The 17,004-nt window shown below is 36.9% G+C and carries 14 protein-coding genes and 2 pseudogenes; 2 read left to right on the top strand and 14 right to left on the bottom strand.

Annotated elements, in window-relative coordinates; genetic code table 11:
• Positions 1-412: 412 nt before the first annotated feature.
• Together Ana3638_RS19155 and Ana3638_RS19160 are read right to left on the bottom strand one after the other, a co-directional pair.
• Positions 413-1,711: a LysM peptidoglycan-binding domain-containing protein gene (locus Ana3638_RS19155; RefSeq protein WP_161839461.1), complete on the bottom strand. Its 1,299-nt coding sequence runs from the start codon at positions 1,709-1,711 to the stop codon at positions 413-415.
• 209 nt (positions 1,712-1,920) lie between these two features.
• Positions 1,921-2,526: pseudogene (locus Ana3638_RS19160) on the bottom strand (hypothetical protein); the annotation flags it as partial.
• A gap of 330 nt (positions 2,527-2,856) precedes the next feature.
• Between Ana3638_RS19160 and Ana3638_RS19165 the strand changes: the two are divergent.
• On the top strand, positions 2,857-3,690 hold the full coding sequence (locus Ana3638_RS19165) for a LysM peptidoglycan-binding domain-containing protein (RefSeq protein WP_161839462.1): 834 nt from the start codon (positions 2,857-2,859) through the stop codon (positions 3,688-3,690).
• A 149-nt stretch (positions 3,691-3,839) separates the two neighbouring features.
• On the opposite strand, the gene Ana3638_RS19170 is transcribed toward Ana3638_RS19165, so the two are convergent.
• Entirely contained in the window at positions 3,840-5,030 is a 1,191-nt protein-coding gene (locus tag Ana3638_RS19170; RefSeq protein ID WP_202621647.1) for an IS256 family transposase, read from the bottom strand.
• A gap of 112 nt (positions 5,031-5,142) precedes the next feature.
• On the opposite strand from Ana3638_RS19170, the gene Ana3638_RS19175 reads away from it, so the two are divergent.
• Complete coding sequence (locus Ana3638_RS19175) at positions 5,143-5,625, top strand: glycoside hydrolase family 18 protein (RefSeq protein WP_161839464.1); 483 nt, start codon at positions 5,143-5,145, stop codon at positions 5,623-5,625.
• Between the two features lie 164 nt (positions 5,626-5,789).
• Here the strand turns inward: Ana3638_RS19175 and Ana3638_RS19180 are convergent, their stop codons facing one another.
• The 11 genes and pseudogenes from Ana3638_RS19180 to Ana3638_RS19220 all read right to left on the bottom strand — a co-directional run bounded on the left by Ana3638_RS19180 (position 5,790) and on the right by Ana3638_RS19220 (position 17,001).
• Complete coding sequence (locus Ana3638_RS19180) at positions 5,790-7,370, bottom strand: recombinase family protein (protein ID WP_161839465.1); 1,581 nt, start codon at positions 7,368-7,370, stop codon at positions 5,790-5,792.
• The gene (locus Ana3638_RS26520; protein WP_330588051.1) at positions 7,355-8,053 is read right to left on the bottom strand and encodes a zinc ribbon domain-containing protein; all 699 of its coding nucleotides are present in this window, start codon (positions 8,051-8,053) and stop codon (positions 7,355-7,357) included. Before Ana3638_RS26520 ends, Ana3638_RS19180 begins: the two co-directional genes overlap by 16 nt.
• Before the next feature lie 3 nt (positions 8,054-8,056).
• Positions 8,057-8,764 (bottom strand): annotated as a pseudogene (locus tag Ana3638_RS25810) (recombinase family protein); the annotation flags it as partial.
• A 205-nt stretch (positions 8,765-8,969) separates the two neighbouring features.
• Positions 8,970-9,146, bottom strand: a complete 177-nt coding sequence (locus tag Ana3638_RS24725; RefSeq protein ID WP_202621515.1) for an SHOCT domain-containing protein — start codon at positions 9,144-9,146, stop codon at positions 8,970-8,972.
• Positions 9,139-9,570, bottom strand: a complete 432-nt coding sequence (locus Ana3638_RS19190; protein WP_161839467.1) for a helix-turn-helix domain-containing protein — start codon at positions 9,568-9,570, stop codon at positions 9,139-9,141. Before Ana3638_RS19190 ends, Ana3638_RS24725 begins: the two co-directional genes overlap by 8 nt.
• A gap of 283 nt (positions 9,571-9,853) precedes the next feature.
• Positions 9,854-11,149: a LysM peptidoglycan-binding domain-containing protein gene (locus Ana3638_RS19195; RefSeq protein ID WP_161839468.1), complete on the bottom strand. Its 1,296-nt coding sequence runs from the start codon at positions 11,147-11,149 to the stop codon at positions 9,854-9,856.
• Positions 11,150-11,428: 279 nt separating this feature from the next.
• Positions 11,429-12,133: an N-acetylmuramoyl-L-alanine amidase gene (locus Ana3638_RS19200; RefSeq protein WP_161839469.1), complete on the bottom strand. Its 705-nt coding sequence runs from the start codon at positions 12,131-12,133 to the stop codon at positions 11,429-11,431.
• 17 nt (positions 12,134-12,150) lie between these two features.
• Complete coding sequence (locus Ana3638_RS19205) at positions 12,151-13,515, bottom strand: hypothetical protein (RefSeq protein ID WP_161839470.1); 1,365 nt, start codon at positions 13,513-13,515, stop codon at positions 12,151-12,153.
• Positions 13,515-13,952, bottom strand: coding sequence for a phage holin family protein (locus tag Ana3638_RS19210; protein ID WP_161839471.1), 438 nt, complete (start codon positions 13,950-13,952; stop codon positions 13,515-13,517). The genes Ana3638_RS19205 and Ana3638_RS19210 overlap by 1 nt, the downstream gene beginning before the upstream one ends.
• Before the next feature lie 65 nt (positions 13,953-14,017).
• The gene (locus Ana3638_RS19215) at positions 14,018-16,486 is read right to left on the bottom strand and encodes a fibronectin type III domain-containing protein (RefSeq protein WP_161839472.1); all 2,469 of its coding nucleotides are present in this window, start codon (positions 16,484-16,486) and stop codon (positions 14,018-14,020) included.
• 11 nt (positions 16,487-16,497) lie between these two features.
• Positions 16,498-17,001 (bottom strand): hypothetical protein, encoded by a 504-nt coding sequence (locus tag Ana3638_RS19220; protein WP_161839473.1) that lies wholly within the window; start codon positions 16,999-17,001, stop codon positions 16,498-16,500.
• Between the last annotated feature and the right edge of the window lie 3 nt (positions 17,002-17,004).

Genomic DNA, 17,004 nt, shown 5'->3' on the forward strand with positions numbered 1-17,004 from the left:
TTTTTAGAGGTAAAAATCTGGATATTCCATTATTCCAGCTTATTTAAGGAACTCGCTGATCTCCATATTATTTCCATCCGTTTTAACTGTCACCGCTCCACTTTCATATGTAATTCTGATGTTACTCCCTGCCTTTTTCAATCTCATTATTAATTCCGGGTTAGGATGCCCGTATTTATTCATTAAGGTAATGATATTGATACAAATTAACCATGAACACCCTTTGGGTAAAAAAATGCACACCCCACGGTTTAACGATCCCCCCGAACAGTGTGCATTACTATGTTTACGGCTGAGAGAACAGAATTAATGCTTCTATCCCCATCTGCAATTTTTAAAAATCTCTAAGATAAAACTTAATTTGAACACGTATTCCATATATTAAATCTATGGCCAGATTGTTAATAGTGATTTAAACATTATCATTGTCTTCATAAATATTATTTATTTCATAAAGAGAATTTACTACTAACCATAGCTGAGGATAAAATTGCATTATATTCCAGATCGAGATTCCATTTAACCCAGTTTCATTTACTAAATTTAAATATGCATTAATACTTCGAGCATCTCTAAACCGTACAATATATTCTCTATCTAATATATATTGAAAATATGCAGTTTCGGATACTTCATCATAATTTATTGTAGCACCCACATTTTTAGATAATTCTACTGCTGCATTACTAGTGATTGCAATTCCTTTTGAAACTCCAAGGATAAAAGGTAATTCCCACATATAGCCGAGAATAGGTATACCTATATACATCCTTTCTGCTGGAAATCTTTCTGCCATATCACGAACATATTTTCTTATATTCTCAAAAGAAATAATACCAGTAGGAATTCCAATATAATTGCCCCATTCATATGTCATTAGAAATAACCCATCTATATATTGAATAAGCTTTGAATAATCAAAGCCTTCATATATAATTCCTGTCATTATTTCAAATGTACTTAGACTCAATGTATTAAATACAATTGTGTATCCCTCATTCTTTAATGCACTTGAAAGTTTACTAATAAAATCTACGTAATTACCTCTATTTTGCGGAAAAATATATGGTACATTAATATTAACGCCATAATATCCTTTTAATTTTAAAATATTAAGTACATTATAAATTAATTGATCCTGGCTTTCTTGACTCATAAGAAGCTTCTGCATAGCATTAATTTCACTGTTCTGGTTAATATCATCTGCATTTAACATCATAATAGGCGCTACGTGGTAGTCCTTAGCTAGTTCAATTATCTTTTTATCATCAATATCATTAATTTTTCCTTCATCAGTAAAAGAATAGCTATAAACTGTAATATATGTTAGAAATGGTAATGTCTTTTTTAAAACATCTGTATTTATATATGGATAAGCATAACCATAAGTAAAAAGTTTACCTATTTTTTCGTTCTCGTAACTTATAACAATAATTTCTCCCGGATAGATAAATTCTCTACCTGAAAGATACGGATTATTTCTTAATAATTGCAACACAGTAATCCCATATAAATTCGCTATTCCGTATAATGTATCCCCTTCCTGAACAATATGAGTTACTTGTGGAATTAAGATAACCAGAGTTTCTCCAACAGCCAAATTATCTGGGTTTTGTATTTCATTATCTAATATTAATCTCTCCTCTGATATGCCATATTTCTTAGCTATTTCATTCGTTGTCTCACCAGATTGCACTACATGAATAATCATACTAACACCCTAAAATATATTCATTATTAGTATATGAATTAATTATGATCTCAATTCCACCTTTAAAAGTATAAATCACTTTCTTCTTATTAAATACTGTTACATACTCAACCATTACACCCCAAATCCCCTCATCAAAGGAAGGCAAAAAAATAAGGCTATAGCTATAATATTTTCCAAGCTACAGCCTCTGCCTTTAATAATCAATCTTACTTCTTCGCTTTCTCTAAAACCGCCTCAAACTCCAGACCATCCTCAAACACAAAAACCACATGCTTTGCATCCTTGACCAGAACCTTTTCCACCAGTGTCTTGAATAATTTATCATCAAATTCCTGCAATGGCTCTGTATTCCCACCAATGATCTTTTTAATATAATCCAGTTTCTCCTGCATTTTATTCTGATTGAGATTTACTTCTCGTAAGCTTTCCTTCTTCTCTGATAGGGTATCCAATTCTGCCCGTATCCTTTTGTATTCCTTATTATAAAAACTATCATCAATCTGGTGCCTTATCTTTAGCTGTATCAGTTCGCTCAAGTCATTTTCAAAAGTATTGATATCCGATGTCAGCTTCTCAATATCCGTGGACACCGAATTCTTCCCAATCACCTTCTCTACATTATTATAAAATCCTCGAAAAAAAGAGCCCTTATCCTTGACCATATCATTGTATAGTCGGATAAAGGCTTCCTTCAATTCCACATCTTTTACTGCTTTGCTTGGACAGCGGTTTCCATCATGGTCGATATAACTTTTGCATTGCCATACGATACTTTCGGAAGGTGTTCCACTATTCCAATGGCGTCTCTTTAATGAATTACCGCATTAACCACAGATTAGCTTTCCGCTACTCTCTTTGCCATTCTAGTTTCCTCCCATCTTTAAGATCAAATATAGCTTTATCATCAAACAGGATAACCTCATCTACCTCTTGGATGAACCTCACTTCGTAATTTGCCTTATCTCTAAGTAATACTACCGTAACGAAATTGATACAATTTAATCATGAACACGGTACTCTATTAACGATGAACACGGACATGGTGCTAACGATATGCACCATGTCCGTGTCTAACTTATATATCAATTAAATTTTAATCTAGCATATACTATTATAAAGGTCTTATAAGAGGATTTTACTTTATGGAAATATACGTAGTCCAGTTTGGCGATGATATTGAGTCAATTGCTAATAGATATGGAATTTCTGTTGAAAGATTGATAAGTGATAATGGTTTGACAAATCCCCACGCATTGGTTGTTGGTCAAGCTTTAGTTATCCTTTACCCTAAAGAGACTTATACTGTTAAGTCAGGTGATACTTTAGAATCTATTGCTGAACGTAATGAAATTTCTTTAATGCAGTTATTAAGAAACAACCCATTTTTATATGATAGAGAATATATCTACCAAGATGAAACCTTAGTAATAAGTTACAATACAGTAAGGGATATACAAACTAATAGCTATACTGATTTTTCCTTAAATCAAGATATATTATCAAGGGCTTTGCCTTATTTAACTTACATCTCCATTTATAGCTATCGAATTGCTAATTCAGGTATAATTAGTAATTATGATGATACTACTATAATTAAAATGGCAAAACAATATGATACAATACCTTTATTAACGATCTCTGCACTTTCACCAGTAGGGGAAATAAATATCGAGTTTCTTTATGAGTTATTATTGGATAATGAATTGCATGAAAAATTGATTAATGAAGTGCTTCAAATCTTAAGGTCTAAAGGATATATGGGGGCTAATTTAATAATTACTGAGATAACTCATTACAATCAGAGTATATACATTAATATCATTGAAAAGATATCAAAGATATTAAGGAGTAATGGATACATTTTTATGATTACTATTAGTCCTGATGAATTAGCTGATATAGCTCTTAATTATAATAGAATAAGTTTATTTGTAGATATGATAATATACCGGGAGGCCGTTTCAAAGTCCGTGTAAACTCAAAAAACTGATATAAAATTTTAATAGTTATTTATGGGCAAGGCCATTTTTCAGTGGATCTTGCCCATGTTTGTATTATAAATCTGTTTTTGGGGTTGTCAAGTAAAACTCCCCTTTGGCAGTTTTAGTACCTTGGTTTATATGCTTTAGGATAACCTTTCTTCAAAGAATATCTCCAACTGGGAGTGAATCTGTCCCCAGTCCTGACGGTGTCCGGTCCATTTTTTCGTAATGTCCATCGTGGCTAGATACAGCATTTTCAGAAGGCTGTCATCTGTGGGAAATACGGTTTTGCTTTTGGTGACTTTCCGGAGCTGCCGGTTAAAACCCTCTATGGCATTAGTGGTATAGATGAGCCTTCGTACGGCTTCGGGATATTTGAAATACGTTGAAAGGTTAACCCAGCTGTCCCTCCAAGACTTTGCTATTTTAGGGTATTTTCCTCCCCATTTTTGATCAAACGAATCCAGTTCGTTTAATGCGATATCTTCCGTAGGAGCCGCATACACACGTTTTAAATCAATCATGAGTGTCTTGATATCTTTGTAGGATACAAACTTTGTTGTATTTCGGATTTGATGAATAATGCACTGTTGAATTTCTGTTCTTGGAAAGACCGCGTCAATGGCCTGGGGGAATCCGGTCAGACCGTCTACGCATGCGATCAGTATATCCCTCACTCCACGATTCTTTAAACCATTCATGATGGAAAGCCAGAATTTTGCACTTTCATTTTCTCCGACATACATACCAAGAACATCTTTGTGTCCGCTCATATCAATACCGATGGCTATATAGACAGCTTTTTTTACAATTCGTCCTTCGCTTCTTACATGAAAATGTATAGCATCCATGAATACCACAGCATATATTTCTTCCAGTGGTCGTTCCTGCCATTCCTTCACTATAGGGAGTATTTTATCTGTGATTCGGCTGATGGTACTGTCTGAAATATCAACTCCATAAAGCTCCTGCATATGGCTCTCAATATCTCCAGTAGTCATTCCTTTGGCATACATGGATATGATTTTTTCCTCCATGTCCTGGGTCAGAGTGTTTTGATATTTCTTAACGATTTTAGGCTCAAACTCCCCATTTCGATCACGGGGTACGTCCAATTCCATGTCACCATAACTGGTATGTAATGTTTTTGAGTTATATCCATTTCTGCTGTTATCTGTTTCTTTGTTCCTGAAATCATACTTGGAGTAACCCAGTTCCTCATCCATTTCGCCATCCAGGCTGCCTTCTAGGATAACTGACATCATTTCTCTCATGAGAGCATTTACGTCTGTTCCATTCTTAACCGGATTTTCTTTTAGGTACCCATTAACCATTTCGCGTAGTGCTTGTCTTTCGGGAGATTCGTCCCTTCTTCTCTTTGCCATAAAATAAAACCTCCAAACTGAGTAATTTTATTTTACATCAGTTTGAAGGTTTACACAAACTTTGGGATACTCCCTATACCGGCAAAATATTTGGCCTCTACAAAAAAAGCCACCAGCACCAATAAGTAGCATTTCATTAATTAGACCTTTTATTGAAAATGTTATTAGTAACGTTTCACCTAAACTTATTTCTATTGGAAAACCTTTAGTTGGACTTGATTGGATTATTCCATATAAGCCTGATTCAAAAGCAAATTTAATATCACTTAATACTATGTTTAATTTAGCATATGAACAAAATGCAGTTATTCAATTTGATGAAATGTCTCAAACACCATATTTTTATTATAACAGGCCTACAGAAGGTGCTAATGAACAACATATAGTATGGTTTACAGATGCCAGAAGTATAAAGGCATTAAGTGATGTTATCCTCGATTATGATATAGGAAGTACGGGTGGATGGAATTTAAGAAGTAATTATCAACCGTTATTTTCAATCATTGCAGCAACATTCAACGTTATTAAGTTACCAATTCAGTAAGTTTTCTAATTAATAACTCACTGCCATACACTAATAATAAGTAACTATTTTACACTACCGTTATTTCATTAACTGCTCTTATTCCCAATTTGCTCATAAGACACTAACTGCTTCGCAAATTGGGAACTTTTATAATGGATTCATTGAATTTCATAAACTTCACTTTAATATTTTTTTATTTCCACCCCATTCTTGAAGGTGACACGAATATCTTCCTTATTATAAACTGTTATGAAATCTACAAGGCTACTCCAAAGGCTTTTGTCAAATTCATTAATCATCCGTTCTTGTTTCTGTAGTTTTTTTATAAAGCTTTTCAGGATTTCTACCTTGGCTTTCTTATTCGATATCATTTCCGTTATCTTATCATACTCCCTTTTTCTAGCATCATATTGGTCAACCAGTTGATTGTAACGTCTCTGGTAAATCTCCTGATCCTGTACTGTATTAGCATTTTCATTGATGCAGTTCTGCATCATTTCCACCAGCACCTTAAGTTCTTCTTCGAAAGTGGTAAGTTGCTGTTCCAAACTCTCCGTATTGTAAAAGGTCTGGCAAAGTAATTTTACATTAGCAATAACTTTTTCTTTTTCAGTTATCAGCTGATTGACCGCTGATATAAAAGATTCCTTGGCTTCCTCTTCTGTTATATGAGGTGTTTTACACTTCTTCTCATTATTAAATTTTTGATTGCAGCGATATATGACCTTACGATACTTGTCATTGGAGTGCCATACCTTAGCACCATACCAACTGCCGCACTCTCCACATTTGATTTTTGATGCAAATAATCCAACACCACTGTATCTATTCTTCGCTTTGACTCGTTTCATAATCTCTACCTGTACTAAGTCAAATGTGGTTGGTTCTATGATTGCTTCATGATTATTTTCCACATAATACTGAGGAACTTCACCCTCGTTCTTTTTCATTCTCTTGCTAAGAAAATCTACGGTGTAGTATTTCTGCAAAAGTGCATCGCCCTTATATTTCTCATTCGTAAGGATACTTTCCACAGTTTTTGCATGCCATTTTTTTTGGCCTCCAGGTGTCTCAGCTCCAACTTCCATTAGCCTTAGAGATATTTTATAGTAGGACATTCCTTCAAGAAAACATTTATAAATATATCTTACAATCTTAGCTTGTTCTTCATTTACTACAAATCCACCATTGGGGCCTCTGTCATAGCCAAGGAACCTTTTATAGGCTACGCTCGCTTTACCGTCTGCAAAACGTTTCCTTTGTCCCCATGTGGTGTTCTCAGAAATGCTTCGACTTTCCTCTTGTGCCAAGGATGACATGATAGTAATAAGAAGTTCCCCTTTTGCATCAAGTGTCCATATATTTTCTTTCTCGAAATATATCTCTACACCCTTTTCTTTTAATTTTCTCACTGTCGTAAGACTATCTACCGTATTTCGTGCAAATCGGCTAACCGATTTCGTTATGATAAGATCAATCTTTCCTTCTAAAGCATCTTCCACCATCTGTTTAAACCCTTCACGACGGGCAGTGCTTGTAGCTGAGATACCTTCATCGCTATACATTCCTACAAAGATCCAATCATCTCGGCTTTGAATGTAGCTCGAATAATAATCCATCTGTGCCTCATAACTGGTTTGTTGCTCTTCAAGTTCTGTTGATACTCTAGCATATCCCGCTACCCTTCGTTTCCTTGCATTACCAATTGGCTGAGCAGTAACTCTGCTTATGGTAGCCGGAATCGTGGTTACTCTCTTTGCCATTCTAGTTTCCTCCCATCTTTAAGATCAAATATAGCTTTATCATCAAACAGGATAACCTCATCTACCTCTTGGATGAACCTCACTTCATAATTTGCCTTATCTCCTAGCAAGGCTACCGTAGCCTTTCTTAGCTCATCCTCATTTAATGATTTTAGATCGCAATAAGCCATTTTATGCTTTCTCTGGCCGTCACAAGTCCACCTCTCGTAATATTCCCGGATAGTTGTTTTGCTGTGAGCAATCGGATTTCTAATACATTTGGATCCGCATTTGCCACATTTAATCTTTCCAGTAAAGCACGTTCTACCCCTCGGCATTGTGGAATAATCCCTTGACCAGTTCTTTATCTTTCCGTTCGTAAAGTAAAATTCTATCCTATCATCGAAAACTAAGATCCTATCAATTTCCTTTAGAAATCGTTCTTCATCCAGGTCCTTATTTCCCAAAATATGTGCTGAAGCTGTCCGAAGTAAATCCTCATCGACCGGATTTAAATCACAGAATTTTATTCCCTTGGTTTCACGGGCATTGCATAACCATCTCTTATAAGAACTTCTTTCAGTTGTTTTGCTGTGAGTAATGTTCCGGCGGCTGCATTTATATCCGCATTTACCGCATTGGACTTTGCCAGTAAAGCAAGTAATCTGTTTGTTTTTGTTTGATGCAGTTTTGCCACGCTCCATACGAGCTTTCTGTACTTCTTGGAACAACACTTTACTGATAATCGGTTCGTGCGCTTCTTCCACCCGATACTTCGGCAATTCTCCATAATTAAGAGTTCTCTTTCGTATCTTGGGTGAGTAGCTTTTTTGCAACACCAGGTTTCCAATGTAAATCTCATTTTTTAGAATATCTTTAATAGATGCCCTCGTTAGTGGATTTCCGTTTATCCCCACAACCCCTTTTTCATTAAGTAACTTAGGTAACTGCAGTGTTGAAGTGCCAGCAAGGTATTGCTCAAAAATAAACCTAACTGCTTCAGCTTCATCGGAAACAATTCTGTATTGGCCACCGTCCCATTCATAACCAAAGGCTCTGCTCGCTGAATGGGGTTCTCCTCTTTCAAACCCCTTTTTGATGGCCCATTTTATGTTCTCAGACATACTTCTGCTTTCTTCCTGTGCAAAGGATGCCAGAATGGTCAACAACAGTTCGCCATCCCCACTCATAGAGCTGATGTTTTCTCTTTCAAATCGCACCTCTACTCCAATGTCTTTCAGATGCCGGACTGTTTCCAGGAGGTCTAATGTGTTCCTTGCAAATCGGCTTATAGACTTTGTAATTATAATGTCAATCTTTCCTGCGTCGCAGTCTGCAACAAGACGCTTGAAATTGTCACGTTTTTCTGTACTGGTACCAGTAATTCCTTCATCAGCGTAGACACCAACATAAGTCCATTCAAGATTTTTTGTATTAAGGTGCTATAGTAACTAATCTGTGCTGAAAGGGAATGTAGTAGCACTTCCGAATCCCTAGATACACGAGCATAAGCTGCGACCCTTTTCTTTAGTTGTATCTTCGGTATAGCTACTCCTAATTTGCTGATTTTTCGCATGATATCGACTCCTTTCCAACACTATATATCACTCTAAAAGCCTACTAATTCAAGTGAATGTCAAAGAATAATGTGCCGAAAATGGGGTGGTATTTCTCCAACATTATTGTATCAAATTCATGATAATCCTCTTCGGATATCACCCCTTTTTCTAGCATTGATCTAGCAAGACTCATTGTGGTCTGATATAGCTTTTCATTTCTAAATTGATCTTCACTCATCTTGGCCACCTCCAAATCGGTCAGCCACATAGCATTCATGGCTACAATACTTCCTACGGGAATTGCCATAGACCTTGAATTGCGTTTTACAGTGAATACAGGTAAATTCATACACAGCTTTTCGCTTTACCTTATAAAGATTTTTGTTCCACCATTCCATTCTGCACTTATCAGAACAAAATTTCTTCTCTTTTCTACCTGGGTTTTGTTCTACAGAAACACCGCATTGCTTGCAAAAGTACATACCATTAGCTACTTGAACTTGCATTTTAGGTTTTTCCGCTGTTGCCTTTCCTGTCAGATTGTTTCTTCTACAAAAAGACTTTACTGTATTCTCTGAAATACCGAGCACTTGAGCAACCCTGATATATCCATACCCTTCAGCACGTAGTTTTGCAATTTGTAATTTCTGTTCTTTCGTCATTGAAATTGCACCTCCATTCGTTGAGGAATTACCCCTCTAACTTCCTAAGGACAGAAATTATTGATTTGGACGGATATTCACAACAAAAAAATAGCCGCCAAGTGAAATCAATCACCCAGCGGCTTAATAGAAAATTATTCTTTTTTGATGAAAGCATCGGTAAATCCAGCAGCCTTGACTTTATCAAGAAGGTCTTCCGCATTTGATTTAAAGAAAAGGAACTTGCTGATATATGTGCAAAGAAAAGAGATGATAATCATTGGACTCTCATCTCCTATATAAGCTAATCAATTAGAACTTTTTCTATGTCATATTGTGAATTAATAATTAACCATAATTGTGGATTGTAAATCGTTATATTCCAGATGCCTGTTCCAAGTAAATCAAATTTAGATATCAATTCTAGTAATGCATTTATACTTCTTGCATCAATAAACCACACAATATGCTCGATTGAATTTCCATTACTATTAACAGTATACCTATAAAAAGGTGTTTGAGATATTTCATCAAATTGTATAACTGCACCTACAGACCGTGCTAAATCAATGGCTCTATCATGAGTCAGTGAATTAACACTAGAAATACCAGCAGAGAATGGGAGTTCCCAATCGTATCCGATGGTAGCTAATCCTGCAATAATTTTATCTGGTAATATGAATTCCAATAAATATTCTAAATACACATTCATGTTGTAGATGGAACTTATTGGTGAAGGTGGATTAATACTCCTTGCCCATTCGAAATTCATAAAAATGATGTTATGAGCTATTTGGTCTATAAGAGAATAACTCGCCCTTTCAAATATTATTTCATTATTCAAAACGGTTATATTAGGATTAATTATTGCAAATACTAAATACCCTTCTTCGTTTAATCTATTTTTTATTTTAGTATAATAATCTTCGTATATTTGTAGACTTGAAATACTTATATAATCAAACGATAGATTTATTCCATAATAACCTTTCGTTCTTAAGATTGAAAGGATGTTTTCAATTTGCTTATTCTGAAAATCTTCGTTCAATAATAGGTTATATGCAGTTCTTATATTAGCTTCACCTTGAATAGTTAATGTAGTTAATAACATAAGAGGTATAACACCGTAATCTTTTGTTATTTGAATAATTTCTGCATCATCATAATAAGAAATTATTTCACCTTCAATTGTTGCTGTATAGTTCAATACCGAAAGATAAGTTAGGTATGGTAATGTCCTCCTGAGGGTGTCTTTGTTTATATATGGAACCGTATTACCATGGGTTGTAATTTTACCTTTCTTATTATAATTTATAACAATTTTATCTCCTGGGTAGATATACTCTCTATCTGCAAGATATGGATTATTCTGTAATAATTGCATTACAGTCACATTATGAAATTTAGCGATATCCATTAACGAATCACCATCTTTAACCGTATAAGTAAGTTCTGGGTATACGATAACAAGTGACTGTCCTATAACTAAGTCATTTGGATTTTCTAATCCATTATCTTGAATTAAGATCGTCTCTGAGACTCCATAAAACTCAGCAATTGATTGTATGGTCTCACCTTGTTGCACTACATGTATTATCATAAACAACCTCAAAATTCTTCATTTATTATTACTAATATATTCCTAATATTTTTAATATTTCCAATCTTCTTAAGTTTGTTATTCATTACAATTGTAACGCATTAGATAAAATGAGATGCAACTTGCAGTTCTTCATTAATTGCGACCTCTTATTTGAATCCAACAATGAATTTATCATCCTGCGCCTCCATGCGGAAAACAACTTAACTTGTACGCCCAATACAAAGCATAAAAATAACCCGAAGAGATTTCGCACTCCTCGGGTTCTGTTTTATCTTATTAATCATACCTTATAACTGCATCTCTAAATCCCAGCTTTTTTACTTTATCAAGTTGCGCATCAGCGTTTGCTTTTATAGAATAAGCACCAACCTGCACCCGGTAATATTTCTTTCCTTCCCTTTCTTCTTCTGCCTGAAGTCTTTCTTTCACCGCATTTCTAAAGGAGTCCATAGTCTCACCATGCCTTGGAAACCAGTGCATTACATCCGCATGGTTACTAGCTATACCAAGTTTATATCCTTCACTGTGACAGATAATGCTGTTCTCATTAAGACCATATAGATTGCAAAGATACACGCAAAGATCTACTGCTTCATTAAACACTTTATGAAAGTATGATTTGTCGGTTAAGTTATCCTCACAAATCTCGAAACTAATATGTGTATCATTGCCAGACCCTTTCCACCCACTACTACAATGCCACCCACGATGGTTCCACGGTAACGTTTGATAGGTAGCTATCGTACCGTCCTCCAGTTTGCCAATAAAGGCATGAACACATACTTGCTTTCCACCTGGTTTATCCTGGTTCCAGTGGTTATTGTATTGGTTCTTTCCTAAGAGTCCATCATCAGGGCCAACATAACGTTTAAGCCATGGATTGCTTGCACCAGTGGAATGTACCATAATACCTTTTGGTGTTATGGTTTTACCTGCTTTGTAACAGGCATTTTTCGTAAGTATCAATTTATGCAAATTCAATATTATCACCTCTTTTATTAATTATTTGTAAGTTCTACTGGATATAGATGATAGGTAAACTTCAAGTCACAGTAAGCACTTGACGATGTACCATCACTTCCCATGCAGGCATATAGTCCATATCCAGCAGGTACTCTAGCCTGACGCATTTCGATGTGAATGTGTAGAGATTCGGCTGAATTATTAGACCCAATAGGCGTACTCCGTGAAATTCTAGTAAAGGTCACTTCATCATTTGAAATGTATAAGTCAAGTTCCTTCTCACTTGTATCTGATTGACGACAAAGAGTAATCAAATGACAGTCATAAGTGGCTGGATAAAGCAATCCACCCTGCCCACCAATAACCACGCTACCTATAGGTAGTACTGTGTGCAGTGGTCCACGAACGCTGTTAACACCGCCTGATCCTGAAACATTACCAGACAAGAGGTATCTCAGGTAACCTATTCTGCTAAATGGATTAATTGTTACTGTAGCATTGGATGTAAGCGTTATTGCAGAAGTCACATTTTCTGTTCTTTCTAGAACAAACAAGCTTTCACCCGGCTCTACTGTAACTTCGCCGATAGAAAATCTTTGTCTCGTCCAATAAGCTGTGCAAATAGGGTTTGGATCTGTCCCTGTACCATAAGCAATGTTAGTCTCATCTTGAATGCCTCTTATGGCTTCGGCAACTTTTTTGACAGTACTGCGAAGTGTATCTTGAATCAGCACTTGCACATTATTAGCAATCGGACTATCCAAGGATGTAACAAAGGTGTATGTCACTGTACCGATTACGACGTTGTTGCCATTTACTATATTGGTAAACGTTATGGATGCCCTTCGGCTAATCAAATCCGGTGCTGTAGCAGTTTCTATCGGATGTAAATGATTGAGAAGAATACCTGTCCTCGTATATAGATTGTTGCTCGTATCCTCGAGCAAATCGTGTGTGTTATTTAGTAGGTTATAAGTGAGATTAAGCATATTGTTGATTTCATCAATATCTAGTTCTGATAAGGCAGAAAGCACTTGATTTAACCACTCTTGTGCAGGAGGTTCCGGTGGCTCGGCAATCCCGTCTACAAGAGCATCCTCGACTACGGTTAAAACTCGAACGCTTTTTCCTACCACATCACCGTCTGTAACTCTTATTTCCAACCGCCCAACACCGACAAGTACTGTATCTGTTGCACTTGGGGACCAGGTAAGAACTCCATCCGTGTAGTTCGTTACAACAGGATAGGCAGCCCCATCAGGCCTTCTATAAATTGCATTTAAGGATGCTCCAGAGTATTTATCTTCCAATAGGTTAGATACATCAAATTCAATATTTCTATAGTGATGCTCACCGCGCCGACCAATGAACACTGTTGCTACTTTCGTTAAATCAATCATTATTTTTCCTCCTGCGAACCGTCCTCTTCTCGCTTATGCAGTTGTTTTAGTACATCCTTAAGTTTTTCCGGGATAGGCAATCCGATGTGAGCTGCATTTTCGAGAATAGAAATTCCTTCATTACTTAAATAAAAGAAAATCACTGCTGTACGCAGAACATTTGTATCTGTATTACCTACAACCCCTAAAACATTTGTATCTATCACATGCGCCACACCTACCAATACAAAAATAAGCACCTTTTTAAAGATGCCTTTGGCTCCAATCTTACTGCACAAGTTCTTATCAATGATTGCACATAACACACCCGTTATATAATCAATTACAACAAAGGTAATGAGCGCATAGAGAAAGCCATCAAAACCACCTAGAAACCAACCAACAAACCCTCCAGCGATCGTCAATGCTGCTTGTATCTTGTTCCATATCTCTTTCATTCTCTAATCCTCCAATCTTATTTTTGCAACAAAAAGCGCCCCTGGTTATCAAGAGCGCTATAACATTATAATATCAGTATCAATTCTTGTAGCTGTGTCATTACGTCTGCCTTTGGCCTTCCTATACCAAAAGGTATCCATTCTACTGGTGGTATGTCAAAAGTAGATGTATCATCAAACTCATTAATTTTAGTGATAACCGGTTCAAGTGCAGCGCGTAGCTCTTCTATGTGTTGTGGCCACCTTTCTATTGTGGTCTTTGAAGAAATGATTTCCTCGCCCCATACAATCGGTGTTATACAATGGAATTCACGAATGATATTAACAGCAGCACGAAGAGCTTTAATGTGCATAGCCTTAACAGATGTTACATTTGCGGTAATCGTCTCAAAAGGTGATGGCTGAACATTGAATGTTTTTACAATCTCAGCACTTGATGTCATCAAGTCACTATCCAAGCACCGAATGGTCACCATATGACTTCCGTATGATAACGTTGGTGCTTTAAATACCGTTTTTGTGTTATCTCCAATATAGCCATTAGTAGAGAACATCTCAGGATTATTAACACTGCTATACCACGCACCCGAGTTAAGTCTTACTTCAACAATCTGCGTCTGACCATCCGGCTCTATACCCGTTGTGATCATAAATCGTGGTGTTCTATTGAATGTTGTTCTGCCAGATATTGGACATTCGATTTTAGGTGCTGTGGGAGGACTATTTTTCCTAATTATATTACTAGTCACATAAGTAGAAACTGCATCGAGTGTATCTGTAACACTGATACGATATCTTGTTGATGTCCCAGGCAAATTTGATGCTTCTGCTACGTAAGTACCAGATGTTTCACTAGATGCAATCGTTGCCAATGTTTCGTATGATGACCATGGTGGATTACCCATAAATGAAGTACTGCGTTGAATTACATAATGTTTGATTGGACTGGTACCAGGTAGCGTTCCACTCCAATTTATTGCTACAGTTGGAGTTTCATATAAAGTCGGCGAAACCGTTAAGATCGAAGGCGGTGTTGGTAGAATATTTTTACGAACACTGTTTGCTGAGGTCTTCCAATTAGAATAATAATTACTACCTGCTGTTCCCAGTGTACGAATTCTGAACCTTCGATAATACCCACGTGTTGATGGGGGAGACGCGCTCGTTGATCCATTGTTTCCAGATGTCATCACTGTTTTAAGCGAACTCCATATACCCCAAGTGCTATCATCACTAGAATCGCTAAACTCCATCTCATAACCTATAATTGCATTGCCAGCTCCCGCTGTCGCTCCATTCCAAGAAAGCGTAAGACTTCCTTCAGCTACAGTGGTACTTAAAGAAAATACGGTTGGTTCACCACAAGCTGTAATATTACATAAAATACTATTGCTAATTTTCTCTGTTGAAATAGCCCCGAGAACATCAACGGTTCTAATGCGAAACTGCGTATAGGTTCCTGAAACATTAGTTACTACGGGATTATAACTACCACTACTTGCATTAAGATTAAGTGTTATGAGTTCATCCCATTCACTCCATGTATTGTTATCAGTGGATGTTCGGCTTGAAATCTGATAGCCTTTAATTGCACTTGTTCCTCCTGCTGCTCCAGACCAAGTTAGTGTTATAGTCTCATTGCTGTGAATTTCCGGTGAAGCAATTGCTATTGTAGGCGCAGCTGGCAGCGTATTCTTCCTAACAGTATTTGACGAGACCTTCCACCCCGAGTAATAGGAACTACCTGCAGTACCACGTGTACGGATACGAAATCTTCGAAAGTTACCTCTGGTAGTTGGAGGAGAGACTGACAAACTTCCACTGGTAGCAGTAGAATTTATAACAGTAAGCGCCGTCCAACTCCCCCATGTAGAATTATTCGTAGAATCACTGTATTGAATTTCATAGGCTGATATGTCATTATTTGCTCCGGACTTTGCACCGCTCCAGGATAGGGTTACATTACCCTCGGCAAGTGTACTACTAAGTGAACATGACGTTGGTGCACTAGCTGCAGTCGTACGGCTTTCCCAGTTAACTGTTAGTACAATCTTTGTAAGGTCGTTTCTCCCCATAAAAGACATGTAATGAGTTGTGCTAGACCCTGCATCAATAAAAAGGCAATTACTAGCTCCACTTCCTATGGAATCAATTAATGCCGTTGAAATATTTATAATTTTATCACCCTGCCCTGCAGAGATATCATAATTGTAGGCAGAACTTACTTTGGTTGGACGGGGAGCATTTATATTCGTTGAGGAGCTCAAAGACGGGATACCAGTTTGGTTTCCAGCATAAAGCGTCATTGTACGCTCGCTACCCCAGGCACCAGCTCCTGTTCGTGTAAGTGCAAGGGACGCACTTGTCGGGTAATAGTCCTGGTATTGATTTCGTATAGATGTTAGATTAAAGATCATAACACCGACGCATTGACCTAAATCTTCAAATACCCCTTGCCTTATATCTTGCGTAGTGCCTGGAATATATCTCCCATCACGCCAAGTACATGCATTTGTAGCTTGGTAATTTGCCATTCTTACTCACCTCATTCATACACTGCTGTAACTAGAGAATTCACTGTTCCGCATAGAATAGAATTTAATCTCGTATCTGTGATATTTCCTATAGTTATAGACGTAGCTGCCTGCGGAACTAATATCTCTGCTAGGCACAATTCATAGACATCCGAGTTTCGTGTTAAGGCAGGAGCACTTGGTGAGGCAGTTGCTGTTCCCGTTAGAACTGTAATAATGATATTCCTTTCAAGAAAGCTCCATCGCATAACAATCCGATCAATCCTAGGGAATGAACCATTTGCAGTTTCTAGTGTCTTGCTAAGCACTGCAGTATTCTCATAATGATATCCGTTAATCCAACCACTTCCAACTGCTATATTTACTGCCATTCCTGAACCTGGAGTCACTTGCAGATTTGTAGTATCCTTATAAAATATGCCATTCGAAACTAAGCTGCCAAAATAGGTAGCAAAATCAGTGGCATCGTAAATCCGGTCACCGTTGGAAGAGTTGAAAAATCCACTCTTTTCCAAAAC

Origin of the sequence: Anaerocolumna sedimenticola, assembly GCF_009931695.1 — a bacterium.
In the GTDB taxonomy this organism is placed as follows: Bacteria; Bacillota; Clostridia; order Lachnospirales; family Lachnospiraceae; genus Anaerocolumna; species Anaerocolumna sedimenticola.